24 protein-coding genes and 1 pseudogene are annotated in these 24,036 nt (G+C 69.9%); 14 read left to right on the forward strand and 11 right to left on the reverse strand.

Annotation, left to right across the window (positions count from 1 at the left end; all coding sequences use genetic code 11):
* Positions 1-15: 15 nt before the first annotated feature.
* Both ASF68_RS11850 and ASF68_RS18970 read right to left on the reverse strand, forming a co-directional pair.
* Positions 16-1,233 carry a cupin domain-containing protein gene (locus ASF68_RS11850; RefSeq protein WP_056010454.1) on the reverse strand — a complete coding sequence of 406 codons (1,218 nt, stop codon included), beginning with the start codon at positions 1,231-1,233 and terminating at the stop codon, positions 16-18.
* A 116-nt stretch (positions 1,234-1,349) separates the two neighbouring features.
* Positions 1,350-1,910, reverse strand: coding sequence for a hypothetical protein (locus ASF68_RS18970; protein WP_056010457.1), 561 nt, complete (start codon positions 1,908-1,910; stop codon positions 1,350-1,352).
* Between the two features lie 186 nt (positions 1,911-2,096).
* Here ASF68_RS18970 and ASF68_RS18975 point away from each other — a divergent pair.
* A pseudogene (locus ASF68_RS18975) lies at positions 2,097-2,918 on the forward strand (helix-turn-helix transcriptional regulator); the annotation flags it as partial.
* Between the two features lie 38 nt (positions 2,919-2,956).
* Here the strand turns inward: ASF68_RS18975 and ASF68_RS19220 are convergent.
* From ASF68_RS19220 to ASF68_RS11890, 6 genes are all read right to left on the reverse strand, one after another.
* The gene (locus ASF68_RS19220) at positions 2,957-3,526 is read right to left on the reverse strand and encodes a hypothetical protein (RefSeq protein ID WP_162235757.1); all 570 of its coding nucleotides are present in this window, start codon (positions 3,524-3,526) and stop codon (positions 2,957-2,959) included.
* Positions 3,527-3,643: 117 nt separating this feature from the next.
* On the reverse strand, positions 3,644-4,480 hold the full coding sequence (locus tag ASF68_RS11870; RefSeq protein WP_056010463.1) for a helix-turn-helix transcriptional regulator: 837 nt from the start codon (positions 4,478-4,480) through the stop codon (positions 3,644-3,646).
* A gap of 34 nt (positions 4,481-4,514) precedes the next feature.
* Positions 4,515-6,131, reverse strand: a complete 1,617-nt coding sequence (locus ASF68_RS11875) for a hypothetical protein (RefSeq protein WP_056010466.1) — start codon at positions 6,129-6,131, stop codon at positions 4,515-4,517.
* Positions 6,132-6,219: 88 nt separating this feature from the next.
* Positions 6,220-6,945, reverse strand: coding sequence for a FadR/GntR family transcriptional regulator (locus ASF68_RS11880; protein WP_056010470.1), 726 nt, complete (start codon positions 6,943-6,945; stop codon positions 6,220-6,222).
* Positions 6,946-6,985: 40 nt separating this feature from the next.
* Positions 6,986-8,452 (reverse strand): APC family permease, encoded by a 1,467-nt coding sequence (locus ASF68_RS11885; RefSeq protein WP_056010472.1) that lies wholly within the window; start codon positions 8,450-8,452, stop codon positions 6,986-6,988.
* A 55-nt stretch (positions 8,453-8,507) separates the two neighbouring features.
* Positions 8,508-9,287 carry a carbon-nitrogen hydrolase family protein gene (locus ASF68_RS11890; protein ID WP_157579965.1) on the reverse strand — a complete coding sequence of 260 codons (780 nt, stop codon included), beginning with the start codon at positions 9,285-9,287 and terminating at the stop codon, positions 8,508-8,510.
* A gap of 123 nt (positions 9,288-9,410) precedes the next feature.
* Between ASF68_RS11890 and ASF68_RS11895 the strand changes: the two genes are divergently transcribed.
* The 3 genes from ASF68_RS11895 (at position 9,411) to ASF68_RS11905 (ending at position 11,459) form a co-directional block, all read left to right on the forward strand.
* The gene (locus ASF68_RS11895; protein WP_056010475.1) at positions 9,411-10,466 is read left to right on the forward strand and encodes a nitronate monooxygenase family protein; all 1,056 of its coding nucleotides are present in this window, start codon (positions 9,411-9,413) and stop codon (positions 10,464-10,466) included.
* A gap of 70 nt (positions 10,467-10,536) precedes the next feature.
* The gene (locus ASF68_RS11900; RefSeq protein ID WP_056010477.1) at positions 10,537-11,196 is read left to right on the forward strand and encodes a hypothetical protein; all 660 of its coding nucleotides are present in this window, start codon (positions 10,537-10,539) and stop codon (positions 11,194-11,196) included.
* Complete coding sequence (locus tag ASF68_RS11905; protein ID WP_056010480.1) at positions 11,193-11,459, forward strand: hypothetical protein; 267 nt, start codon at positions 11,193-11,195, stop codon at positions 11,457-11,459. Before ASF68_RS11900 ends, ASF68_RS11905 begins: the two co-directional genes overlap by 4 nt.
* Positions 11,460-11,627: 168 nt before the next feature.
* Here the strand turns inward: ASF68_RS11905 and purB are convergent, their stop codons facing one another.
* Together purB and ASF68_RS11915 are read right to left on the reverse strand one after the other, a co-directional pair.
* Entirely contained in the window at positions 11,628-13,010 is a 1,383-nt protein-coding gene (gene purB / locus ASF68_RS11910) for an adenylosuccinate lyase (protein ID WP_056010483.1), read from the reverse strand.
* The gene (locus ASF68_RS11915) at positions 13,007-13,534 is read right to left on the reverse strand and encodes a low molecular weight protein-tyrosine-phosphatase (protein WP_056010486.1); all 528 of its coding nucleotides are present in this window, start codon (positions 13,532-13,534) and stop codon (positions 13,007-13,009) included. The genes purB and ASF68_RS11915 overlap by 4 nt, the downstream gene beginning before the upstream one ends.
* A 174-nt stretch (positions 13,535-13,708) precedes the next feature.
* On the opposite strand from ASF68_RS11915, the gene ASF68_RS11920 reads away from it, so the two are divergent.
* Positions 13,709-14,014, forward strand: coding sequence for a hypothetical protein (locus ASF68_RS11920; protein ID WP_056010488.1), 306 nt, complete (start codon positions 13,709-13,711; stop codon positions 14,012-14,014).
* Positions 14,011-15,465: a hypothetical protein gene (locus tag ASF68_RS11925; RefSeq protein WP_056010491.1), complete on the forward strand. Its 1,455-nt coding sequence runs from the start codon at positions 14,011-14,013 to the stop codon at positions 15,463-15,465. The genes ASF68_RS11920 and ASF68_RS11925 overlap by 4 nt, the downstream gene beginning before the upstream one ends.
* 39 nt (positions 15,466-15,504) lie before the next feature.
* Here the strand turns inward: ASF68_RS11925 and ASF68_RS11930 are convergent, their stop codons facing one another.
* Positions 15,505-15,897, reverse strand: coding sequence for a phage holin family protein (locus ASF68_RS11930; RefSeq protein ID WP_056010494.1), 393 nt, complete (start codon positions 15,895-15,897; stop codon positions 15,505-15,507).
* Positions 15,898-15,997: 100 nt separating this feature from the next.
* Between ASF68_RS11930 and ASF68_RS11935 the strand changes: the two genes are divergently transcribed.
* From ASF68_RS11935 to ASF68_RS11970, 8 genes are all read left to right on the forward strand, one after another.
* Positions 15,998-17,149 carry a histidinol-phosphate transaminase gene (locus ASF68_RS11935; RefSeq protein ID WP_082498594.1) on the forward strand — a complete coding sequence of 384 codons (1,152 nt, stop codon included), beginning with the start codon at positions 15,998-16,000 and terminating at the stop codon, positions 17,147-17,149.
* The gene (locus tag ASF68_RS11940) at positions 17,146-18,285 is read left to right on the forward strand and encodes a thiamine pyrophosphate-dependent enzyme (RefSeq protein ID WP_056010498.1); all 1,140 of its coding nucleotides are present in this window, start codon (positions 17,146-17,148) and stop codon (positions 18,283-18,285) included. The genes ASF68_RS11935 and ASF68_RS11940 overlap by 4 nt, the downstream gene beginning before the upstream one ends.
* A complete protein-coding gene (locus tag ASF68_RS11945) occupies positions 18,282-19,262 on the forward strand; it encodes an alpha-ketoacid dehydrogenase subunit beta (RefSeq protein ID WP_056010501.1) in 981 nt (326 codons plus the stop codon). Before ASF68_RS11940 ends, ASF68_RS11945 begins: the two co-directional genes overlap by 4 nt.
* Before the next feature lie 26 nt (positions 19,263-19,288).
* The gene (locus ASF68_RS11950; RefSeq protein WP_056010503.1) at positions 19,289-20,665 is read left to right on the forward strand and encodes a dihydrolipoamide acetyltransferase family protein; all 1,377 of its coding nucleotides are present in this window, start codon (positions 19,289-19,291) and stop codon (positions 20,663-20,665) included.
* A 110-nt stretch (positions 20,666-20,775) separates the two neighbouring features.
* The gene (locus ASF68_RS11955) at positions 20,776-21,765 is read left to right on the forward strand and encodes a metal ABC transporter solute-binding protein, Zn/Mn family (protein ID WP_056010506.1); all 990 of its coding nucleotides are present in this window, start codon (positions 20,776-20,778) and stop codon (positions 21,763-21,765) included.
* A complete protein-coding gene (locus ASF68_RS11960; RefSeq protein ID WP_056010509.1) occupies positions 21,762-22,619 on the forward strand; it encodes a metal ABC transporter ATP-binding protein in 858 nt (285 codons plus the stop codon). Before ASF68_RS11955 ends, ASF68_RS11960 begins: the two co-directional genes overlap by 4 nt.
* Positions 22,616-23,536, forward strand: a complete 921-nt coding sequence (locus ASF68_RS11965) for a metal ABC transporter permease (protein ID WP_056010511.1) — start codon at positions 22,616-22,618, stop codon at positions 23,534-23,536. Before ASF68_RS11960 ends, ASF68_RS11965 begins: the two co-directional genes overlap by 4 nt.
* Before the next feature lie 92 nt (positions 23,537-23,628).
* Positions 23,629-24,030, forward strand: a complete 402-nt coding sequence (locus ASF68_RS11970; RefSeq protein ID WP_056010514.1) for a Fur family transcriptional regulator — start codon at positions 23,629-23,631, stop codon at positions 24,028-24,030.
* The last annotated feature ends 6 nt before the right edge of the window (positions 24,031-24,036 follow it).

Here is a 24,036-nt window from a genome sequence, read left to right on the forward strand (position 1 = left end):
GAACCACCCTGCGGCTCATGGCCGGAGTGGCGTGATGCCCTGGGCCTCCCTCGGGAAGGTCGCCAGGGTCGCCTCGTCGATGTTCAGGTGCGCGGCGACGAGCGACGGCGGGACGTGCGCCAACCAGTTCGCGAGCGACACCTCCTCGTACCGGTCGGTGCGGAACACCTCGAGGAACTGGAGGACGTCGTCGCCGGTGTTCTCGACGTAGTGCCCGAGGTTCCTCTTCACGACGCCGATGTCGCCGGGCCGGAAGTCGGTCGTGTTCGCGTGCGGGCCGGTGTTGAAGACGGTCATGCGGGCGGACCCGCGCAGGTAGTACTGCCACTCGTCGGCGTTCGGGTGCCAGTGCAGCTCACGCATCGAGCCTGGCTCGACGGTGACCAGCGCGGCGGCGACGGACTGCGACAGCGGGAAGTTGGTGCTGTCGGCGATCTGGATGCTGCCACCGCTGTTGCGGTGGAGCGGCTTCGACCGCGAGAGACGGAAGATGATCGGTTCGGAGGCGCCCCACTCGACGCCGGCGTCCTCCTGGTCCTTCGCGAGCGGGCCAGGCTCGTCACCGGGGAAGATCCACAGGTTGTGCAGCGGGATGTCCGAGAAGGTCTCCTGGGCGACCCCGAAGTTCTTGGCCAGGACGTCCGGGGGCGTATGCGCGAACCAGTCCGTGAGGAGCAGGGTGTTCGACTCCGACTGCTCGCCGTCGTCGAAGGCGAGCACGAACTCGGCGCCGTCGGGCCCGAGGCCCTGGAGGGAGTGCGGCGTGCCCGCGGGGAAGAACCACAGGTCGCCCTCCTCGACGTCCTCCACGCTCGGCAGCCCGGACCGGCTCAGGGTCGTCACCCGGCATTTCCCCCGGGTCATGACGGCCCACTCCGCCGTCTGGTGCCAGTGGAGCTCGCGGATGCCACCGGCCTCGAGGTACATGTTGACGCCGGCGATCTCGTCGGAGATCGCGAAGTCCTGCTTGGTCACCTCGCGCGCCCAGCCGCCGTCCTGGACCCGACGGGGCGAGATGTTGAAGGACGACCAGAAGAACGCCTGCGTGCTGATGTCGGTGCCGGGAGCGTCGATCTGGTTCGGGAACTGACTCGCGATGGCCGGGTTCTGCGGTCCGGTCATCCGCGTGCTCTGCGGATGGAGGAGGGTGTTCTCCTCGCCCTCCGCCGGAAGGTCCGGGTTGCCCAACCGTGGGGCGTCGTGGTGGGGGACGGTGGCGTCCGTCGAATCCATGGTGATCCTCCTCAGGTTGCCGCGGCGCTGGGCCGATGCCCTCCAGCAGACCAGCAGCCGGCGGTGGTGGCTTCCTGCGGACGTCGGAACCTCGTCCGACACGGGTTCCGGACGGATCAGTCCGCGTCCGGTTGGGCCTCGTCCGACACCCGTGCGGCGAGGCGCGCGAGCAGCACTTCGGACTCCGCGTCGCAGGCCCGCCAGATCACCAGGCTCAGCCCGAAGTGCTCGGGGACCTGCAACTGCAGGTACCGCAGTTCGAGCGGACCCACCTCGGCGAGGGTGAAGGTGAAGGTCTCCGCAGCACCCGGTTCGGCCCCGGGATCGAGGTCGACCCAAGCCCGCGCGAAACCCCGGTTGCCGGCGCGGAGTTCATCGACGAGGCGCTCGAACACGTCGTCCCACTCATGCGTGCCGAGCGAGCTGCGCAGCGCGCCGACGACGTGGTCGGTGACGAGCTCGGGTTCGGGGCTCGCCCGGAGGACCTCCGGTCTGAGGAAGGTCGATCGCAGCAGGTTGGCCCCCGGACGGAACGCGACCGACAACGACCGCGCGAGCCGGTTCGCATGGAGCACGGTGAAGTGCCGGTCGTGGAGGAACGCCGGAACCGCGGACCAGGCGTCGACGAGGTCCACCAGGTCCCGCGGGAGCTGTTCGGACGGTTCGGGCCCAACCATGCGACCACGATAGTGACGGTCCGCGGAACCCGGGTGGGACGCGCAGGGCCACGATCGCGAGACGTCCGACGACGGGCCGACATGTCCAGAAACAGCCCAGAACGGACCGGGAACGGATCCATCGGTCGGCCCGGGATCGGCGATGATGGGCTTCGACTCCATACGCTCTCTCAGACGGACGTGGTGATGCCCTCAGCTCGGTTCTCGAATGCGCTCGGCGAGTTCCTGCGCGCTCGCCGAGAGGTCGTGCAGCCCGAACAGGTCGGGATCCGTGGCGGAGCCAGCCGTCGAGTGCCCGGGTTGCGCCGCGAGGAGGTCGCCCAGCTGGCCAGCATCAGTCCGGAGTACTACCTGCGGATCGAGCAGGGGCGCGTGCATCGGCCCTCCGAACAGGTGTTGCTGGGTCTCGCCAGGGCGTTGCTGCTCGACGACAACGGGCGGCGGTACCTGCTCCGCCTCGTCAGTCCGAGGCCGTTCATCCGAGCGGTCGACGAGCGCGCGTTCACGGTGGACGAACGGGTGGCCCGGTTGCTCACGCACTGGTCGGCGACGCCGGCGTACGTGAGCGACCGCAACCAGTACGTCCTCGCGGCGAACCCGCTCGCCCGGCTGTGGGTCCCCGCCGGCATGCTCGACCCGGGGGTCAACCTGCTCGTGTCCGCCTTCGAGCAGTACGCCGACTTCCGGGCGAGCACCCCGCCCGAAGCGCCGGAGGTCGACCGCATCCACCGGGAGTGGGAGGGGACCCTGCGCGATCTCACCGCACCGCTGCGCTACTACGGGCGACCGGACGATCCGCGCCTGCAGGAGATCGTCGGCATGCTGTCGGCGAGGCATCCGGTGTTCCGGACCATCTGGGCCGAGCACCTCGTCAAACCGCAGACGTCCAAGCGGACGCGCACGTTCATCGAGCCGCTCGGCTGGGTCGACTTCCGGTCGCAGACCTTCGAGGTCCCGCAGACCGACCAGTTCCTCACGGTGTTCTTCGGTGAGCGCGGTTCAGCGGCTGCGGCGGCGATCGCCTACCTCGCCGCCGGTGAGGCTGCTCAGGGGGCGGACACCGGATCGCTCGGCGACACCGGGTCGTCGCCGAGGACGTCGGCGGAGAGTCGTCGCAACGCTGCGCGCGATGCCGGTCCGGACGGGACGAACACCATCAGGAGGTCGCCCTCCGGGCCGGGTGCGCTCAGCAGGTTGTAGACCATCTCGATGTCGCCGACCGCTGTGGGGAAGTGGATGGGCCCGGAGGTCTCCACCGGTTCCTCCGGGGCGGCCCAGGTGCGGGCGAAGTCGCGCGACATCGCCGAGAGCTCACCGATGATCCGTGCCGAGGCACGATCGGTGTCGTGCTCGTCGACGGAGCGCTTGAGGAGCACCGCCGTCGTCGCGGACATGCGGTTCCAGCCGGCGTCCTCCGCCACGCGGTCGGGTGAGAGGAAGGCGAACCGGGCCAGGTTGACGCCGGCTTGGAACGCCGGTGACAGGCGTGACGCCGCAGGGTTGGCCTCGATGACGTCGAGCGTGCGATCGCAGAGCACCACGGGCACCTCACGCCAGGAGGCGATGAAGTCCTTGACCCGGTCCCGGCGTGCTCGGACGCCCTCGTTCGCGATCATGGCTCAACGGTAGGCCTTGGTGCCACCGTCGGCCAGCCCCCGGAGGACACGGATCGATCGAGCGTCGACGTGCGTGCGTCGGGTCGATCGGTGGCGATCGGTGGCGATCGGTGGCGGTCAGTCGCCTCGGACGGCGAGGTAGGCGAGCACGGCGGAACCCGGCGTCCCCGGTTCGGCGAAGATCGTCGTCAGCTGATGTCCCGGCCAGTCGGGGACGACGAGGTGCTGGTACTGCAGTTCGACGGTGCCGAAGTCGTCGATCGAGGCCCGGAGTGGGGCGCCGGCGAGCGGCCGGGCGTCGTGTCGGGCCCACAGGCGCGTGAACAGGGGACTGCGGCGGGTCAGCTCGTCGACGATCTCCTGCAGGCGTGGGCTGCTCGGATCGCTGCTGTAGCGGAGCGCTGCGACGACGTTCGGGGCGTACGCCTCCCACTCCGGGGCGACGGCCCGGATCCGGTCGTCGAAGTACCCGAGCACGTCGTTCTGGCCGACGTCGAGGAGGCCGCCGCCCACGCGCCGGGCAAGGGTGTTGGACGCGACGATGTCCCGGTTGCCGTCGGTGATGTAGGCACCCGTGTCGGACCAGTGGTCGAGGAGCGTCGTGTCGGGCACCGGCCGCTCGGCGGATGACGGCTGGTGGGATTCGGACGGCAGGTGCTCGGCCGGGAAGAGGTCGACGTCGTAGGCGAGCCGGAAGAGGTAGTCCATGGCGTGCTCGTCCAACTGGAGGGCGCGTCCGATGCCCGCGAGCACCGCTTCCGACGGGCGCTGGTCCCGTCCCTGCTCGAGGCGCAGGTAGTAGTCGGCACTGACGTCGGCGAGTGCCGCCACCTCGATGCGCCGGAGGCCGCTCACCCGTCGGCCGTCCTCCTGGGGGAGGCCCGCGTCCTCCGGCCGGACGAGTCCGCGTCGGGTGGTGAGGTATCGGCCGAGGGCCGCCGCCCGGGTGATCACGTCGTCCGCTCCTGCACGGGGTCCAGGCGGCGGGTCAGAGTCCGCGGGATACGGCGGCCGCCGCGGCGAGCCAGGCGCGCTGGGTGTTCGAGCGGAGGGCGTCGTGGCGGATGACCCCGTTCTTCAAGGCGGGGTCGAACGGCACGACGACGACATCGCGGACGTATGGGCGGAAGTCCTCGGCGTAGGCGTTGGCGATGGAGGTGTCCTTCGCCTCGGCCTCGGAGACGATGACGACGGCGTTGCGCGCGAGTTCCGCACCTCGTTCGCTCACCCGGCTGACGGCGGTGAGGGTGAGTCGCGCGCCCTCCTTCTTGTCCTCGACGGTCGTGGTGGGGATGACGAGTTGGTCGGTGAGGTCCACCATGCGCCGCCAGTTGGGGGCGCCGGCGGAGTTGCCCGAGTCCATCACGATCAACCGGTAGTACTTGGCGAGGACGCGGTGGACGAGGTCGACCTCGTCGGCGGTCACGACGTGTTCGCCGTCGGCCGCGGAACGGAGGACCTCGTACTTGTCGCCGGGCTGGTGGTGCACGAAGCGGGACAGGTCGGCGCGCTCCGCCCCGGGGGAGAGGAGGTCGCCGGCCGCGGCGAGGAGGTCGAGCACGGTCGAGTCGTGTCCGCCGTGCTCGGTCCGCCAGCCGAGCGTGCCCATGGTCTCGTTGTTGTCCCACGCGGCGACACCGCCACCGCCGTAGCGGGCGAACACCGACGACAGGTTGACGACGGTCGGCGTCTTGTTCGCGCCGCCCTTCTGGTTGGCGACGGAGATGGTGCGGCGTCTCGGGAAGTGGCGCGACACGGCGTTGACGTCGTCACGTTCGGCCCGCTCGTTCGCGGACGGCGGCATGGAGAACCCGAGCTTGTTGAGGAGGCCCGCGAGGCCGTGCTGCGCCGGACCGATGGTCGGCGGGGCGAGGAAGGACGGGGCGTCTCGCAGGTCCCGGCGGGCGGTCGGCGCGGCGGGCTGCCCGGCTGCGGGCTGCTGTGGGGCGACGGGAGGCTGGAGCTGTGGCGACTGCTGCGCGGGGACCGGCTGGCGTTGCGTCGGCGAGGTCGGCGTGGCCTGCTGGGTGGGGACGGAGCGCTGAGCCGACATCGGCCGCGGCGGGCTCGGCTGTGGCGCGCTGGGCTGTGGCGCGCCCGGCTGGCTCCGGATCGGCTGGAACGGCGGACCGTCGAGTGTCGGTTGCTGCACGGCCGGCCGCTGGGGTGGGACGGGCTGCGCCGGCGCCGTCTGCTCGGGGACGCGCGCGGGTGCGGGTGGCGGTGTCGTGGCGGGTCCGGCCTGCGCGGGCACCCCGGGTGGAGCCTGGATCAGCGTCACCCGACGACTCGCCATGGGCGGTGCGGGTGCAGCAGGCGCCCCGCCACGGGCAGGTGCGGCGGACTGGGGCTCCTCCTGCAGTTCGCCGTCGACCCCGACCAGCAGCACGGTGACGCTCGTGGGATCGGTCACCGTCACCCGGATCGGCCGACCGGAGGTCCTGGCCTCGGCCTGCATCAGTTCGACGAGCTGACGGCGGGCCGTTCCGGCGTCGGTGGCGGAGAGGTGTCGCTCGGCGGTGCCCACGCGGAACACGCCGGAGTTGTCCGCCAGCAGCGAGGCCGTCATCGGCGGGAAGTCCTGTATGGAGGTCTTGTCGATCATGCTCAGCTCCTTCGCGGCGGGTGTGAACCCGTCACCACTATGCCTTAGTACAACGCATGTCGGATATTTGAGCGGAACCGCGACCCCGTCACCGAGCGCTGTCGGTGCGGTCCCCGAGGCCGACGTACATCGATCGGTGGAGCTCGGCGACGTGCTCGGAGGCGAGGCGGCTCGCGGCGGCCACGTCGCCGCGGCGGAGGGCGTCGACGAGCAGGGCGTGCTCCTCGTTCGACGCCCGGAGGTACTCGATCCGATAGGGGATGAAGTAGGAGTACAGCTCGCGGGACACCCGGTCGTGGAGCTCCGCCGCTCCCGGCACGCCTGCAGACGCGGCCAGCTCGGCATGGAAGGCCGCGTCCGCCTCGCGGAACCGACTCCAGTCGGGCTCGGTCCGCATGGCCGCCACGAGTTCGTCGAGCCGACGTATCGACGCCACCGCCGGCTCGGCGGCAGCAAGCGCCGCCAGCCCGGCCTCGAGCGTCGCCCGCTGGTCGATGAGCGCATGCACGTGGACGGCGTCCTCGCGGTACGCGGCGATCTCGGGCACGGTGCCCACCGTCGGCGCATCCGCGATGAACGTGCCACCCGTGTTGCCCTGCCGCCGGACGACGACGCCCTCCTCGCTCAACGCCCGGTACGCGCGCCGCACCGACATCTCGCTGACACCGAACGCCCGAGCCGCCTCCTCGGGAGCCGGGAGCCGCTGACCGGGCACCAGCATCCCGAGTTCGAGCGCCAGCGAGATGCGCGCGCGGACGGTGTCCACGGCGGTCGTGCGCCGGATCGCTCCGAGCGAGGGTGAACCCAGATCCATGTCGCCCTCGTCTCGTGTGGTACCCGCTGGTGGCGGTGCGTCAGCTCACGGTCGGCTGCTCGGCGCTCGCCGTCGTCGTCGCGCCGTCCGGCTCGGTGTCCAAGGGGAACCGCTTCCCCATCACGATACCGACCAGCATCGCGACCACGGGGATGAGGGCGAGGACGACGCTCACGGCGACGCTTCCGCCCGTGACGAGGGTGAAGTTCGAGAGGACGAGCCACAGCGCGAAGGCGAGACCCACCACCGCGAGGATCGGGAACACCCGTGCACCCCAGGCGCGGCCGGCGACGAGCTCAGGTCGGCGCGCGAAGAAGACGAGGACGGCGATCGAGGTCGTCAGCATCAGCAGCACCATCCCGACGGTCGCCACCCCGGCCATGGAGCCGAAGACCCCGACGAGCGGGTCGAGGCCGGCGAGCGCGAGCGCGGCGAGGACGATGGCCGCCGTCACCGTCTGCACGATCGAGGAGGTCGAGGGTGAGTGGTGTGCCGGGTGGCGTCGACCGAGGCGGGCGGGCAGCACCGACTTCTGCGCGAGCGTGAACTGGTAGCGCGCGATGACGTTGTGGAAGGAGAGGACGCACGCGAACAGGCTGGTGATGAGCAGGACCTGGACGACGTCGCGCATGATCGGGCCGAGGTAGGTGGTCGTCGTGTCGAGCAGGAGGTTGCCTTCGCCGGCGAGTGTCTGCTGGGCGACGGCGACGGCGTTCCCCGCGCCGATGCCCGTCACGAGGGCCCAGCACGAGATCGCGTAGAAGACGCCGATGATGATCACGGCCAGGTAGGTGGCCCGTGGGATGGTGCGCTCCGGGGTGCGTGCCTCGTCCCGGAAGACGGCTGTGGCCTCGAAGCCGATGAAGCCGGTCAGTGCGAAGAGGACGGCCACACCGATCCCGCCGGTGAAGATGTTGGACGGGTCGAAGGTCTCGACCGCGATGCCGTCCGCGCCGCCGGTCGCGAAGATGACGACGTCGAGCACGACGACCACGAGGATCTCGAGGGTCAGGGCGATGCCGAGCACCTTCGCGCTCAGGTCGATGTGGCGGTAGCCGAGCACGGCGACGATCGCCATGGTCGCGAAGGAGTACAGCCACCAGGGCAGGCTCGGGCCGCCGAAGAAGGTGACGAGGTCGTCGAGTGCCCACCCCATGTAGCCGTAGACACCGACCTGGATCGCCGTATAGGCGACGAGTGCGGTGAACGCGGAGCCGAGGCCGAGTCGTGAGCCGAGTCCGGCCGTGACGTAGGAGAAGAACGCGCCGGCCTCGCGGACGAACGGCGTCATGGTCACGAAGCCGACGGAGAAGACGAGGAGGATGACGGCGGCGAGCGCGAAGCCGATCGGGGCCCCGGCGCCGTTGCCGGTGCCGATCGCGATGGGGACGTTGCCGCCGATGACGGTGAGGGGTGCGGCGGCGGCGATCACCATGAAGACGATGGAACCGGTGCCGAGTTGGCCGTCGAGGCGCTGGCGCGGCTCGGCGATGGGGTTGACGGTCATGAGGTCACTTTCCGGGGGAGTCGGGGGACTCGGGAGGGGGAGCGGACGGGGTCGTTCAGTACAGCTCGGCGCGGCGGTCGGCGAGGTAGGGGTTCTCCTGCCTGGCGCGCCTGGTGGCCTCCGGATCGATCGTGGCGATCATGAGGCCGGTGGAGTCCGCGTCGAGGGCGTCGAGGACGACGCCGTCCGGGCCGACGATGCTGCTGCGGCCGACGTAGGTGAGGTCGCCTTCGGACCCGACACGGTTGACGTAGACGAGGGGGGTCTGGTTCTCCCAGGCGCGCACCGGGATGAGGCGCTCGGCGATGTGCGCGTACGGCTCCATCTGTGCGGTCGGGACGATCACGACGTCGGCACCGTCGAGGGCCGCTGCGCGGACGGTCTCGGGGAACTCGACGTCGTAACAGATGAGCACGGCGATGCGGACGCCGTTCAGCTCGACGATTGGCGGCAGGGTGTCGCCGGCGACGAAGAGGTGCCGGTCGAGGTCGCCGAACAGGTGCGTCTTCCGATACCGGAGCAGCTCCGTACCGTCGGCGTCGATGAGGACGAGCGCGTTCGCGACGCCGCCGCTCGGGACGGGCTCGGGGAGGCCGGCGAGGATCGCGATGCCGACCTCCACGGCGATCGAGGCGACCCGGTCGACCAGCTCCGGCGTGGCGAGCGGGGCCAGCCGGTCGCCGAGGTTGTACCCGGTGACGAACATCTCGGGGGTGACGAGCAGATCCGCGCCACGATCGGATGCGCGTCGGGCGGCGTCGGCGATGAGGGCGAGGTTCGCCTCGACGTCTCCGAGGACGCCGTGGTGCTGCAGTCCGGCGACGGTCAGGGTCATGGCGGTGTACTCCTCGAGTGGGGCGGGCGGATGTGTCCAGTAAACAGCTCAAAATGATCTGTTTGATGTCCATCGTGTTGCAATCCGGTTTCGCCCACAAGTGGCGGGCGACATACTGAGGGCGTGCTCACCCTCCCTGTCGACGTCCCGATCGTGCTCGGTGCGTTCGGCGGCCTGTCCTCCATCGAGCTCACCGCGACCGTGAGCGACCTGGGTGGCCTCGGTTCCTTCGGGCTCTACGGCTACGACGCCGAGCGCATCGAGCGGACGGCCTCCGAACTCCGCCGGCGGACCGACGCGCCTTTCGCTCTGAACCTGTGGCTGCCGACGGGGGACGAGGTGGAGCCCGAGGGCTCCGATGACGCCTTCCAGGCCGCGGTCGCCGCCCTCCGGCCCGTGTTCGACGAGCTGTCGCTCGAGGAGCCGGTGCGTCCGACGCGATACACCCCGCCGTTCGACGAGCAGATCGCCGCGGTCCTGGAGGCGCGACCCGCCGTGGTGAGCTTCGTCTTCGGCGTCCCGCCCCGTCCCGTGGTGGACGCCGCGCACGAGCGGGGGATCGCCGTGGTCGGGACGGCGACCACGGTCGCCGAAGGACTCGCCCTGCAGGAGGGCGGCGTCGATGTCGTCGTCGGCACCGGGATGGAGGCCGGCGGGCACCGTGTCTCGTTCCTGCGCCCGGCCGAGGATTCGCTCGTCGGCCTCGTCGCCCTGATCCCGCAGCTCGTCGACGCTCTGGACGTCCCGGTGATCGCGGCCGGTGGCATCGCCGACCGGCGCGGTGTCGCCGCCGCGCACGCGCTCGGTGCGTCTGGCGTCCAGGTCGGCACCGCCTTCCTCCGAACGGGTGTCTCCGCCGCGACCGAGGAGCATCGTGCGGCCATCGTGTCGACACCGGCTGACGGCACGGTGCTGACGCGGGCGATGAGCGGTCGGCTCGGCCGGGGCATCCCCAACCGTGTGCTGCGGGAGATCGAGGCGTCGGGGGTCATCGGTCCGTTCCCGATCCAGAACTGGCTGACCGGCCGGTTCCGCACCGTCGCGTCCGAGCGTGGCCTCGCCGACCTCCAGGGGTTCTGGTCAGGTCAGGCGGCGCTCCTGACGCGCGACCGGGCCGACGCCGCGGCGGTCTTCGCGGAACTCGCGGCGGGCTTGCCGGTCCCACCCAGGGGACCCTGACCCCGGTCGGCACCGCACGCAGGACCGCGTAAGCTGGAGGGGACTTCCTGCAAGAGATGAGACGTTCACCGTGCCCAGCATCCCGTTCGACGGCGCCAAGCACGATCGGTACTGGATGGTCCCGATCCTGCGCGCGGTGGTCGCGCTCGCCACGGCCGGGGTCGTCACCTTCACGCAGGGTCACTCCTCGCAGTTCGGGCTGATCGTCTTCGGCGTCTTCGCGCTGCTCTCCGGTGCGATCGTCGCGGTGTTCGCCTTCCCGAACTTCTCCGACACCGTCACCCGGGCGTTCTTCCTCGGCCAGGGCGTGATCGGCGTCGTCACGGGCGTGTTCGCGCTCATGGTCAGTGGCGGTGGCCTGAGCATCTTCCTCTACGTCGTCACCCTGTGGGCCGCGCTGACCGGGTTCCTCGAGCTGTACAGCGGCATCCGTTGGCGCGGACGCCTCGCTGCGGCGAAGGACTGGACGGCTGTCGGCGCCTTCACCGTGCTGCTGGCCCTCGCGACGCTCCTCGTCCCGCCTGGCCTCGAGCAGCGTTTCGCCGCCCCGGGAGGTGTCGAAGGTGTCCTCCGTGCGGACATCGTCGTCGTCGGCCTCGTCGGGGCTTACGCCGCCATCATCGGCGTCTACCTCGTCATCGGCGGGCTCTCGCTGCGGTGGGCGGGCAACCGCCCGGCTGTCGCCCCGGCCTCCGACGACACCAACGGCACGGTTGGAGCCGCATCATGAGCAAGCCCAACCGAGACGACGTCCTGCGTCCCATCGAACTCCTCGTGCTCTCGGGCGTGATGGGCGTCTTCACGGGCGTCGTCGTCCTGATGTCCACCCGCGAGATCGTCCTGTCGCTGATCGGTCTCGGCATCGCGTTCATCGCCTCGCTCGTGGTGCTGGCGATGCTGGCGCTGGCCGTGAAGCCCGACTTCCAGGAGAAGCTCGACCTCGACGAGCAGGACGGCGACGACAAGCGTCCGCCGCGGCCCTCCGGCCACTGACCCGCCGCCGGCCCGGCCCGTCTGGTCCCTGAGCTTGTCGAAGGGCGCGCCCGCTCCCTGAAGCGACTCCGGTCCCTGAGTCGCCCCGTCGGTCCCTAAGCCTGTCGAAGGGCCGCCCCGCGACAGGCTCGGCGCCCGGTCTCCCGTCGCCGAGCCTGTCGGTGTGTCCTACGGCAGGTAGTCCACGAGGTCGTCGGACAGTCCGAGGTACGTCGCCGGGGTGAGCTCCAGCAGACGCTGCTTGGCGGCGTCCCCGATGTCGAGTCGACCGACGAACTCGACGAGTTCCGCCTGGCCGAGCCGCTTCCCGCGGGTGAGTTCCTTGAGCAGCGCGTACGGGTCCTCGATGCTCGAGCGACCGGCGGTCACTTCGGCGCGGATGACCGTCTGGATCGCTTCGGCGAGCACCTCCCAGTTGTGGTCGAGGTCGTTCGCGAGCACGTCTTCCGCGAGGTCGATCTGGCCGAGCCCGCCGAGGATGTTGTCGAGGGCCAGCAGGGAGTGGCCGAACCCGACGCCGATGTTGCGCTGGGCGCTCGAGTCGGTGAGGTCGCGCTGCAGGCGGGAGGTGACGAGCGTCGCGGCGAGGGAGTCCAGGATCGCGCTCGACAGTTCGAGGTTCGCCTCGGCGTTCTCGAAGCGGATCGGGTTCACCTTGTGCGGCATGGTCGACGAGCCGGTGGCTCCGGCGACGGGGATCTGGCGGAAGTAGCCGATGGAGATGTAGGTCCAGATGTCCGTGGCGAGGTTGTGGAGCACGCGGTTCGCGTGGGAGATCTTGCCGTAGAGCTCCGCCTGCCAGTCGTGGGACTCGATCTGCGTCGTCAGCGGGTTCCAGTCGAGCCCGAGACCCTCGACGAACTCCCGGGAGATGGTGGGCCAGTCGGCTTCGGGGTCGGCGACCACGTGTGCGGCGAAGGTGCCGGTGGCGCCGGAGAACTTGCCGAGGTACTCGTTCGCCTCGATCTGCCGGGCGATGCGCTCGAGCCGGTAGACGGTGACGGCGAGTTCGCGGCCCATCGTCGTCGGGGTCGCGGGCTGGCCGTGCGTGCGGGCGAGCATGGGGACGGCGCGGAAGTCGACGGCCTTGGTGCGGAGGGCGTCGAGCACGAGCCGGAGCTTCGGCAGCCAGATGGACTGGACGGCCTGTGACACGGTGAGCGCGTAGGAGAGGTTGTTGATGTCCTCGCTCGTGCAGGCGATGTGGGTGAGTTCGGCGATGCGGTCGAGTCCCAGTTCGGACAGGCGGTGGCGCACGAGGTACTCGACGGCCTTCACGTCGTGGCGCGTGACGGCTTCCTTCTCGGCCAGCCAGTCGATGTCGGCCTGACCGAACTCCAGGTAGAGGGCGCGGAGGCGCTCGACCTCGACCGGCGAGAGCGGGGCGGACCCGAACATGGAGTGCTCGGTGAGGTAGATGAGCCACTCGACCTCGACCTGCACGCGAGCGCGGTTGAGGCCGGCCTCCGAGAGGTATTCGCCGAGCGCCGTGACGGCGGGGCGGTAGCGGCCGTCGAGCGGGCTGAGCGGCTGGGCGGGGAATTCGGTCATGGGGTGGCTCCCTGGGTCAGTGCTGGTTCGAGCTGGTGGAAGAGGGATCGGCAGGCATGGTCGATCATGCCGAGGACGGTTTCGAACATCTGCTCGTCCGAGTAGTAGGGGTCGGGGACGTCGCGCGTTCCGGCGGTGTTGTCGAAGCTCAGCAGCAGATGCACCTTGGAGCGGTCGGCGTCGTCGCTCGCCCAGGCGCGGAGGATGCGTTCGTGGCTGCGATCGAGCGCGACGACGAGGTCGTAGCTGTGGAAGCGGTCGGGGTCGAACTGCTTGGCGCGGTGGGCGGTGGCGTCGTGGCCGTGGGCCCGGAGGGCGGCGACGGTCCGGTGGTCGGCGTGCTCGCCGACGTGCCAGTCGCCGGTGCCCGCGGAGGAGACCTCGACGAGCTGTTCCAGACCGGCGGCCGCGACGAGGTCGGTGAACACGCTCTCCGCCATCGGGGATCGACAGATGTTGCCCGCGCAGACGAAGCACACGCGGAACGGGGTGGTGCCGGGGTCGGCCTCCCCGAGGGTGTTCATGCGTCTATTCTGGCCGACCGCGCCCGGGCCGTCGAACTGTTCCCGTCAGACTCCTCCACACCTCGCCGCCGGCACGGCCGCTCCACAACGGGCGGTCGCCGAAGCCTGGCGGATCCGCGGGTTTGCCAGAGTCGGCCGTGATGCCGGCGGTGAGCGGGCGAAAGGTGAGTGGACATGGCAGTTGACTACGACTCTTGGACGATGGGCTCTTGGTCGCCTCAGACAGCAGAGGAGGCCCTAGCGGTGCTCGAAGCGCGGGCGCGGTGTGTTCAGGCTGTCCTGAGTGCGCTCGACACCGGCATCGCCGGCTTCGTGCGCAGCCGATCCGGGCTGGACTGGGTGGGGCCCGCGGCGTTGGAGTTCTCCTGGGCAGCCGACGACCTCGTCCGACAGTTGCGGGAGGCTTCGTCGGCGCTCGACGAGGCGCTCCGGAGGTCGCGTGGAGCAGCTTCGGCCATCTCTGCCGGGATCGACGGATGAGTGACGACATCGTGCTCCGTGGCGGTGGGGTGGTCGCTGTCGCTACGGACGGCCATCTCGATCTCGCGCGCGTCCTGGCCTGGCTCGCAGCTTCGTGCGAGGAGTGGGGCGGACAACTCGACACGGTGGGCCAGATGGACACCTCACGCGCGCCAACGGGACCACTCCTGGTTCCGCAGCTCGACGGGGAGGCAGGACGAGAGGCTGTCGAGCGTGCGGCAGCCAAGCTCCGGCACGCAGCCGGCGATGCGAGCCATCTCGGTGGTCGACTCGTCCTGTCTGCTGAAGCGTACGGCGACATCGAGCGCATGGTCGCCTCGCTGTTCGAACTGACCGACGGCGCGAACGCTTGGGTCTCGGGCGCGTTGCCAGTGAGCTGGGTACCGGGAGCCGTTGGTGTCGGTGCCGTCCTGCTGCTCGGGACGCTCGTCCGCGCGGCTGTCGGCGCAGTGTCGCGGGAGGCAGGAGAGCAGTTCGATGCCGCCACCGAGAAAGGTCTGCGTGATCTGATGGCGACACCGCTTTTCGCGGACGCGGTGCGCCGCATCGTCTCGTCGGCCGATGAATGGCTCGTCGGGGCCGGCGGCATCCCAGCCGGCATCGTGTCCATACTGGCCAGCGCTGAGGGCGTGCCGGGCGTTGCGCTGGCCGCGTTGGTGGTCGCGCGCACCGCCGATGGAACCGGGCTCTTCACCGCAACAGGAGTGCGCGCATCCGCTGCTCCTTCGTCGGAGGATGACGACGGTAGGGTCCCTCCACCGACGACCTACGAGGAACTCGCCAGACGGATGCCACACGGTGGTGACGGGAGCCCGCAGATCCGGATCGAGCGGCACGTCGACGCCGCAGGGGCGGAGCAGTGGATCGTCTGGTCGGGCGGGACGATCGACACCGGCTTCCCGACGAGCGGCTCGGAGCCGTGGGACAACCGGAGCAACCTGTACGGCGTCGCCGCCTCCGCGCTCCCGGGTCTCGCTGCCGACAGCACCAGGGCGACCCTCCAGGCCATGGAACTCGCGGGCGTCCCCAAAGGGGCATCGGTCCTCCACGTCGGCTACTCGCAGGGTGGGATCGTCGCAGCGGCCATCGCAGCAAGCGGCGACTACGATTCATCGCTCGTCACCTTCGGCTCACCGGTCGACACGGTCGTCTTCGACGAGGACGTGCCGCGGGCGCACTTCGAGCACACCGAAGATGTCATACCGGCGTTGTCGGGGCGGCACGAGGGCCAGCCTGCTGGAGGAACTGTCATCAGCCGGTCTCTGTACGACGGTGCGGCTCCACCGAGTGGAGACGACCCACTCCCGGCCCACGGGCTTGAGAACTACCAGAACACGGCCCGATTGGCAGATACCTCAGCGGATCCACGCCTGCGAAACGTCATCGGGCCACTCGCTGAGCTGGCGGACGACGGTCGGTCATCGCAGTATCGGGCGGAGCGGGTGGAGTGATCCGCCGCCGCTCCCGCCGACGGGTCAGACCCGCGTCCGTCAGTCGCGCTTCTTCGGGCGGATGATGATGCCGAGCAGCCAGTTCACGATGGAGATGACGATCGCGCCGAGGACACCCCACCAGAACCCGTCGACGCTCAGGCCGAATCCGAACCAGCCGCTGATGCCCGCGGTGATGAGCAGGAGGAGGCCGTTGATGAGCAGGCCGATCAACCCGAGCGTCAGGATGTACAGCGGGAAGGCGAGCACCTTGATGACCGAGCCGATGATCGTGTTGACGATCGCGAAGATCAGCGCGACCAGCGCATAGGTGAGGACGATCTCGAGCGTGCCGCCCGGCGCGTAGGGGGTCATGTGCACGCCCGAGACCAGCAGGGTCGTGACCCAGATGGCGAAGGCGTTGGCGAGCAGGTTCAGCAGAAAACGTCCCATGGGGGCCATCCTCCCACTCCCGTAGCGCCCACGACAGGGCCGGTCTGGGCAAGCGCACTGCATTCCGCCGCGGGTATCCGTCGCGCCCTAGACTCGTCGGGTGAGTGAGAACCCGCCTACCACCGCCCAGCCGGCCGCTCAGCCGGGCCGGAGCCCGGTCCGTCTCCGCCCCGAGATCGCCGATCTGCCGCCCTACCGCCAGGGCAAGCCCGCAGCACCCGACGCGTTCAAGCTCTCCAGCAACGAGGTCCCGTTCCCGCCGCTCGACGCCGTCCTCACGGCGATCACCGACACCGCGGCGCACGCCCACCGCTACCCCGACGGTGCGGCCCTGGCGCTGCGCACGGCGCTCGCCGAAGCGAACGGCGTGACGCCCGAACGCATCCACATCGGTGCCGGTTCGGTCGCGCTGCTCAGCCAGTTCATCACCGCGACCGCGGGTCCGGGCGACGAGGTCGTCTTCGCCTGGCGGTCCTTCGAGGCCTACCCGGGTCTCGTCACCGTCGCCGGCGCCACCTCCGTCCCCGTCCCGAACCGGGCCGACGGCTCCCACGACCTCGACGCGATCGCCGCCGCCGTCACCGACCGCACCCGGGTCGTCATCGTCTGCACCCCGAACAACCCGACGGGCACCGTCGTCGGACGCGAAGCCTTCGAGACGTTCCTCCGCGCGATCCCCTCCGACGTCCTCGTCCTCCTCGACGAGGCCTACCGCGAGTTCGTCACCGACGACGACGCCGTCAACGGGATCCCGCTCCTCGACGCCCACCCGAACCTCGTCGTGCTCCGCACCTTCTCCAAGGCCTACGGACTCGCCGGCCTGCGCGTCGGCTGGGCGATCGGTCACGAGCTCGTCCTCGACGGCGCCCGCAACGCAGCCATCCCGCTCTCGAGCACGGCCCCCGCACAGCAGGCGGCCATCGCCGGACTCGCGAACGCCGACGACATCCGTGCGCGCGTCGCCGTCATCACCGAACGACGCGACGCGCTCGCCGATGCGCTGCGCGAGCAGGGCTGGTTCATCCCCGAGGCCCAGGGCAACTTCGTCTGGTTCGGCCTCGGTTCGCACGCTGCGGCGGCGAACGAGGTCTTCCTCGCCCACGGCATCGTGGGACGCGCCTTCCCCGGCGACGGCGTCCGCATCTCCATCGGCGAGGCGGAGTCGATCGAGCCGCTCCTCGCCGCGACCGCCGAGATCCTCGCCGCACTGCCGGCCGACCACCCGACACGAGAGGGAGTGCGCTCACGATGAGCCGTTCCGGAGACGACCCCACCGTGCCCAGCGTCCAGTTCATCGACGCCGCCGGCACCTTCGCGCCGAACGAGCACGCGGAGCGATACCAACCGTTCGTCGATCGCCTCACCGAGACCGATCTGCAGCAGTTCTACCGCGACATGGCGAACGTCCGCGCCTTCGACATCGAGGCGACGAACCTGCAGCGCCAGGGACAGATGGCGTTGTGGCCGCCGTCCCACGGTCAGGAGGCCGCGCAGGTCGGTTCCGCCCGGGCGGCGCGCGCGCAGGACCACATCTTCCCCTCCTATCGGGAGCACGTCGTCGCCATGATCCGCGGCGTCGACCCCATCGACATCGTGCGACTCATGCGCGGCAACACCCACGGTGGCTGGGACCCGGCAGACCCGTCGAACGGCAACGTGCACCTGTACACGCTGGTGCTCGCCGCGCAGACGCTGCACGCCACCGGCTACGCCATGGGCATGACCTTCGACAAGGTCGTCGGTACCGGCGACCCCGAGCGGGACGCCGCGGTCCTCGTCTACTTCGGTGACGGCTCGAGCTCGGAGGGCGACGCGAACGAGGCGTACATCTACGCCGCCAGCTACCAGACCCCGCAGGTGTTCTTCCTCCAGAACAACCAGTGGGCGATCTCCGTCCCCGTCTCGCGTCAGGCGCGCGAACCGTTGTACCAGCGCGCGGCGGGCTTCGGCCTGGACAGCGTCCGCATCGACGGCAACGACGTCCTGGCGAGCTATGCCGCGGCGGCGAAGCACCTCGACGACGCCCGCGCCGGCCGTGGTCCGAGCCTCATCGAGGCGATGACCTACCGCATCGGCGCGCACACCACGAGCGACGACCCGACCAAGTACCGGACGGACGACGAGCTGCAGTCGTGGATCGCCCGCGACCCGATCATCCGGTTCAAGACGTACCTGCGAGGGCTCGGCGCGTCCGACGCGTTCTTCGCCGAGGTCGACGAGGAGGCCGCTGCCCTCGCCGAGGACACCCGCGTCAGGACCCTGGCCCTCGAAGCACCGGGGCGCGGGCTCATCTTCGACGGTGTCTACTCCGAACCGCACCCGCTGATGGCCGAGCAGCAGGCTTGGCTCGAACGCTACGAGGCCTCGCTCGAAGGGGGCAACGCATGACGATCACCACCATGCCGATGGCGAAGGCGCTGAACGCCGGTCTCCGCAAGGCGATGACCGAGAACGACAAGGTCCTGCTCATGGGCGAGGACATCGGCCCGCTCGGCGGTGTCTTCCGCGTCACGGAGGGGCTGCACGCCGAGTTCGGCGGCGACCGCGTCCTCGACACCCCGCTCGCGGAGTCCGGCATCGTCGGGACGGCGATCGGTCTCGCGATGCGCGGCTACCGGCCCGTGTGCGAGATCCAGTTCGACGGATTCGTGTTCCCGGCCTTCAACCAGATCACGACGCAGCTCGCCAAGCTGACCAATCGTCACGAGGGCAAGCTGCAGATGCCCGTCGTCATCCGGATCCCGTACGGCGGGCACATCGGTGCGGTGGAACACCACCAGGAGAGCCCGGAAGCCTACTTCGCCCACACGGCCGGCCTCCGGGTCGTGAGCCCGTCGACGCCGAACGACGCGTACTGGATGATCCAGGAGGCGATCGCGTCGAACGACCCCGTCGTCTTCCTCGAGCCGAAGAGCCGCTACTGGCCGAAGGGCGAGGTCGACCTCGACGGCTCGGCCGCCCCGCTCCACGGCAGCCGCGTCGTCCGCACCGGCACGGAGGTCACGCTGGCCGGCCACGGTGCCATCGTGAGTGTCATGCTCCAGGCCGCCGAACTCGCCGCAGCCGAGGGGACGAGCGTCGAGGTCGTCGACATGCGATCGCTGTCACCCGTCGACTACGACCCGCTCGTCGAGTCCGTCCGTCGCACCGGCCGGCTGGTCTACGTGCAGGAGGCGCCCGGTTTCACGAGCGTCGGCTCGGAGGTCGCGGCCACGGTCACCGAGCGTGCGTTCTATTCGCTCGAGGCACCCGTCCTGCGGGTGTCCGGGTTCGACACCCCGTTCCCGCCGGCGAAGCTCGAAGGCGTCTACCTCCCGGATGCCGACCGCATCCTCGAGGCGGTCGACCGCTCGTTGGCCTACTGAACATCGAAGGAAGACGAGGAACCACGATGAGTGATCTCCAGTTCGAACTGCCGGACGTCGGCGAAGGCCTGACCGAGGCCGAGATCGTCGCTTGGAAGGTCGCGCCCGGCGACACCGTGTCGGTGAACCAGGTGCTGGTCGAGATCGAGACCGCGAAGTCGCTCGTCGAACTCCCGTCCCCGTTCGCCGGCACCGTCGGCGCGCTGCTGGTCGACGAGGGACAGACCGTCGACGTCGGGACGCCGATCATCAGCGTGACCTCGGGTGACGCCGCGGCACCCGCCGAGTCGACCGCCCCCGCCCCCGCCGGAGCGACCGAATCGGAGGCTGCCACCCTGGCCGCGGACACCGCCGCGAGCGTCTCCCCGGCCGAAGAACCGCGCCCCGGCGCCGTGCTCGTCGGGTACGGCAGCGCCGGCGCGACGTCCAGTCGTCGTCGTGGACGCGGCGCGACCCCGGTGATCGAGCCGGCGAGCCCTGCCGTCAGCCCGACGCCGCCCGTGCGCCGTCAGCCTCCGACGAGCATCCCGGCCGCTTCGGCACTGCCCGTCATCGCGAAGCCGCCGATCCGGAAGCTGGCGAAGGACCTCGAGGTCGACCTCACGACGATCGAGGGCACGGGACTCGCGGGCGAGATCACCCGCGACGACGTCATCCGCGAGGCCAGCCAGGCGAGCGTCTTCCGCAACATCGAGACGCCGGAGTGGGCGGACGAGCGCGAGGAGCGGATCCCCGTCAAGGGCGTCCGTAAGGCGATCGCGACCGCCATGACGCGGAGCGCGTTCACCGCGCCACACGTCTCCCTCTTCGTCGACGTCGATGCGACCCGCACGATGGAGTTCGTCAAGCGCCTCAAGAACTCGACGGACTTCGCGGGTGTCAAGGTCTCGCCGCTCCTCATCATGGCGAAGGCGATGATCTGGGCGGTGCGGCGCAACCCGACCGTCAACAGTGAGTGGACGGACCAGGAGATCATCGTCCGCCACTACGTCAACCTCGGCGTGGCCGCCGCGACCCCTCGCGGGCTCATCGTGCCGAACGTCAAGGAGGCGCAGGCGATGAGTCTGCTCGAGCTCGCACGGGCCCTCGAGACCCTGACGCTCACCGCTCGCGACGGGAAGACGCCACCGGCCGATCAGCAGAACGGCACGATCACGGTGACCAACATCGGCGTCTTCGGCATGGACACGGGAACCCCGATCCTCAACCCGGGCGAGGTGGGCATCGTGGCACTCGGCACGATCAAGCAGAAGCCGTGGGTCGTCGACGGTGAGGTGCGCAGTCGCTTCGTCACGACGCTCGGTGCGTCCTTCGACCACCGGGTCGTCGACGGCGATGTGGCGAGCCGCTTCCTGGCCGATGTGGCCTCGATCATCGAGGAGCCGGCGCTGCTGCTCGACTGAGTCCTTGGGCCTCGGACCACCCGGTCCCTGAGACTCCGATGGACGATTTTGAGAATCAGTATCAATAGGCGTAGCGTTGGGGCTCTCACCCCGATCGAGAAGGTTCATCCATGCGCGCTCGCACCCTGCTCCCGGCTCTCGCTGTCCTCCCGGCAGCCGCCCTCGTCCTCGCGGGCTGCTCCGGCAGCCCCGCCGCGAGCTCGACCGACGACGGCAAGATCAGCATCGTCGCCTCCACCAACGTCTACGGCGACATCGCCTCGAAGATCGGCGGGAAGGACGTGGAGGTCACGTCACTGATCACCTCGGCCGCCCAGGACCCGCACTCCTACGAGGCGAGCACGCAGGATCAGCTCTCCATCAAGAACGCGGACGTCGTCATCGAGAACGGTGGCGGCTACGACCCCTTCGTCGACACCCTCCTCGACGCCGCGAAGAACACCTCCGTCGAGGTCGTGAACGTCGTCGACCTGTCGGGTCTCGCCCCGGACGACGACCACGCCGACGAGGAGCACACGGAGGAGGCACACACCGACGAGGCCCACGCCGACGAGGACGGCCACGACCACATCGAGGGCTTCAACGAGCACGTCTGGTACAGCCTGCCCACGATGGCGAAGCTCGCCGACGAGCTGGCGAAGGAGCTCGGCGAGCTCGACAGCGCCAACGCCGACACCTACACGGCCAACGCGAAGTCCTTCACCGACTCGCTCGCCACGATCGAGACCGCGCAGGCCGCCATCAAGACCGCGCACGACGGCGAGGGCGTCGCGATCACCGAGCCCGTCCCGCTCTACCTGCTCGAGGCCGCCGGCCTGAAGAACCGCACGCCGGACGCCTTCAGCGAGGCCATCGAGGAGGGCACGGACGTCTCCCCGACCGTCCTCAAGGAGACGCTCGACCTCTTCGGCAGCGGAACCGTCGCCCTGCTTGCCTACAATGAGCAGACGAGCGGCGCGGAGACCGAGCAGGTCAAGACCGCCGCGGAGAACGCAGGCGTGCCGGTGCTGTCATTCACCGAGACCCTCCCGGACGGCAAGGACTACCTCTCGTGGATGACCGAGAACGTCGACGCCGTGGCGGACGCCCTGGGTCGATGACGAGCGGATCCACGGATTCATCCGGCCCCGTCGACGTCCTCGCGCTCGCCGGGGCCGAGCTCGGTTTCGGCGGACGCACCCTCTGGAACGGTCTCGACCTCTCCGTGCGTCCGGGTGAGTTCCTCGCGGTGCTCGGTCCGAACGGCTCCGGGAAGACGAGTCTGCTGCGGACCATCCTCGGGCAGCAGCAGCTCGACCGAGGGACGATCAGCGTCGCCGGCGGACCGGTGCACCGCGGAGACCGCCGCATCGGGTACATCCCGCAGCAGAAGCTCATCCCAGCGGGCACACCGATGCGCGGCCGCGACCTCGTCGCGCTCGGCGTCGACGGTCACCGCTTCGGGCTGCCCATCCGCTCCGCCGCGACGAGGCGCCGGGTCGACGAACTCATCGCGTCGGTCGGGGCGAGCTCGTACGCCGACGGACCGGTCGGCACGCTGTCCGGCGGCGAGCAGCAGCGGCTCCGCGTCGCCCAGGCGCTCGCGGACGACCCGATCCTGTTGCTCTGCGACGAGCCGCTCCTCAGCCTCGACCTCCAGCACCAGCGGGGCGTCAGCGAGCTCATCGACCGCCGCCGCCGGGAGCACGACACCGCGGTGGTGTTCGTGACCCACGACGTGAACCCGGTGCTCCACATGGTGGACCGCATCCTGTACCTCGCCGGCGGCAGCTTCCGGGAGGGGACGCCGGACGAGGTCCTGCGGAGCGACGTGCTCTCCGAGCTCTACGGCACACCGGTCGACGTGCTGCGCAGTCACGGACGCGTCGTCGTCGTCGGCATCCCCGACAGCGAGACGCACCATCACCATCACGATGAGGATCCGCGCACCGGCGCCGTGGGGGTGGGCGCATGAACGCCGACGACCTCTGGGGACGGCTCTTCAACTTCCAGGACTACGGCGCGCTGCTCGAGCTCGTGCAGAACTCGATCATCGCGGGCGCGGTGCTCGGCATCGTCGGTGGGCTGATCGGTGTGTTCGTCATGCAGCGCGACATGGCGTTCGCGGTGCACGGCATCAGCGAGCTGTCGTTCGCCGGTGCCGCCGGGGCGCTGCTGTTCGGCGCGAACGTCGTCATCGGTTCGCTCGCGGGCTCGCTGGTCGCGGCGATCCTCATCGGGCTGCTCGGCGCGAAGGCTCGCGACCGCAACTCGATCATCGGCGTGCTCATGCCCTTCGGCCTCGGGCTGGGGATCCTCTTCCTCGCGCTCTATCCCGGCCGCAGTGCGAACAAGTTCGGCCTCCTGACCGGGCAGATCGTCTCCGTCGACGACCCGCAGCTCGGGCTGCTCATCGTCATCAGCATCGTCGTCCTGGTCGCGCTCCTCGTGCTCTGGCGGCCGTTGAGCTTCGACAGCCTCGACCCGGACGTCGCAGCGGCGCGCGGGGTGCCGAGCCGGTTCGTGTCGCTCGCCTTCATGGTCCTGCTCGGGCTCACGGTCGCGGTGTCGGTGCAGATCATCGGAGCGCTGCTCGTGCTCGCGCTGCTCGTGACGCCCGCCGCCGCCGCGCTCAGGGTCTCCTCGTCGCCGTTGCTCGTGCCGCTCTTGAGCATGCTCTTCGGTTTCGTGTCGGCCGTGGGCGGCATCCTCCTCGCCATCGGCGGGTCGTTGCCGATCAGCCCGTACATCACGACGATCTCCTTCCTGATCTACCTCGTCTGCCGCATCCTCGGTTCGCGCGGTTCGCGGAGCCGGGCCAGGGTGTCCCGTCGAGGTCGCGATCGAAGCGAGGCCGGCCCGATCGGCGACCGCGTCGAGGTCGCGCCGTGACGGTGAACGGCACGCCAGGGATGCACCGCGCCCCTTCGGAGCGTCCTCCAAGTGGTTCCCGGGTACCCTTGAAGCGACAGGCAGGAGCACCCGTGGCGAAGCGCAACACCTGGCAGCGTGAAGCTGTCCGCGAGGCCCTCGGCGGCAACGACGGATTCGTGAGCGCTCAGGGGCTGCACGCCGAACTCCGCGACACCGGCTCGCCGATCGGGCTCGCCACCGTCTACCGCGCCCTGTCCGACCTCGCCGTCGAGGGCGAGGCCGACTCACTGCAGTCTCCGGACGGCGAGAACCTCTACCGCGCCTGCACGCCGGGTACCCACCACCACCACCTCATCTGTCGCAACTGCGGTCTCACGATCGAGATCGAGGCCGACGAGGTCGAGGCGTGGGCGCGCTCGGTCGCATCACAGCATGGGTTCACCGAGGCCAAGCACGTCGTCGACGTCTTCGGCCTCTGCGCGAACTGCTCGGCGGCGGCCCAGCGCGCGTGAGGCCGC

This window comes from Plantibacter sp. Leaf314, assembly GCF_001423185.1.
In the GTDB taxonomy this organism is placed as follows: domain Bacteria; phylum Actinomycetota; class Actinomycetes; order Actinomycetales; family Microbacteriaceae; genus Plantibacter.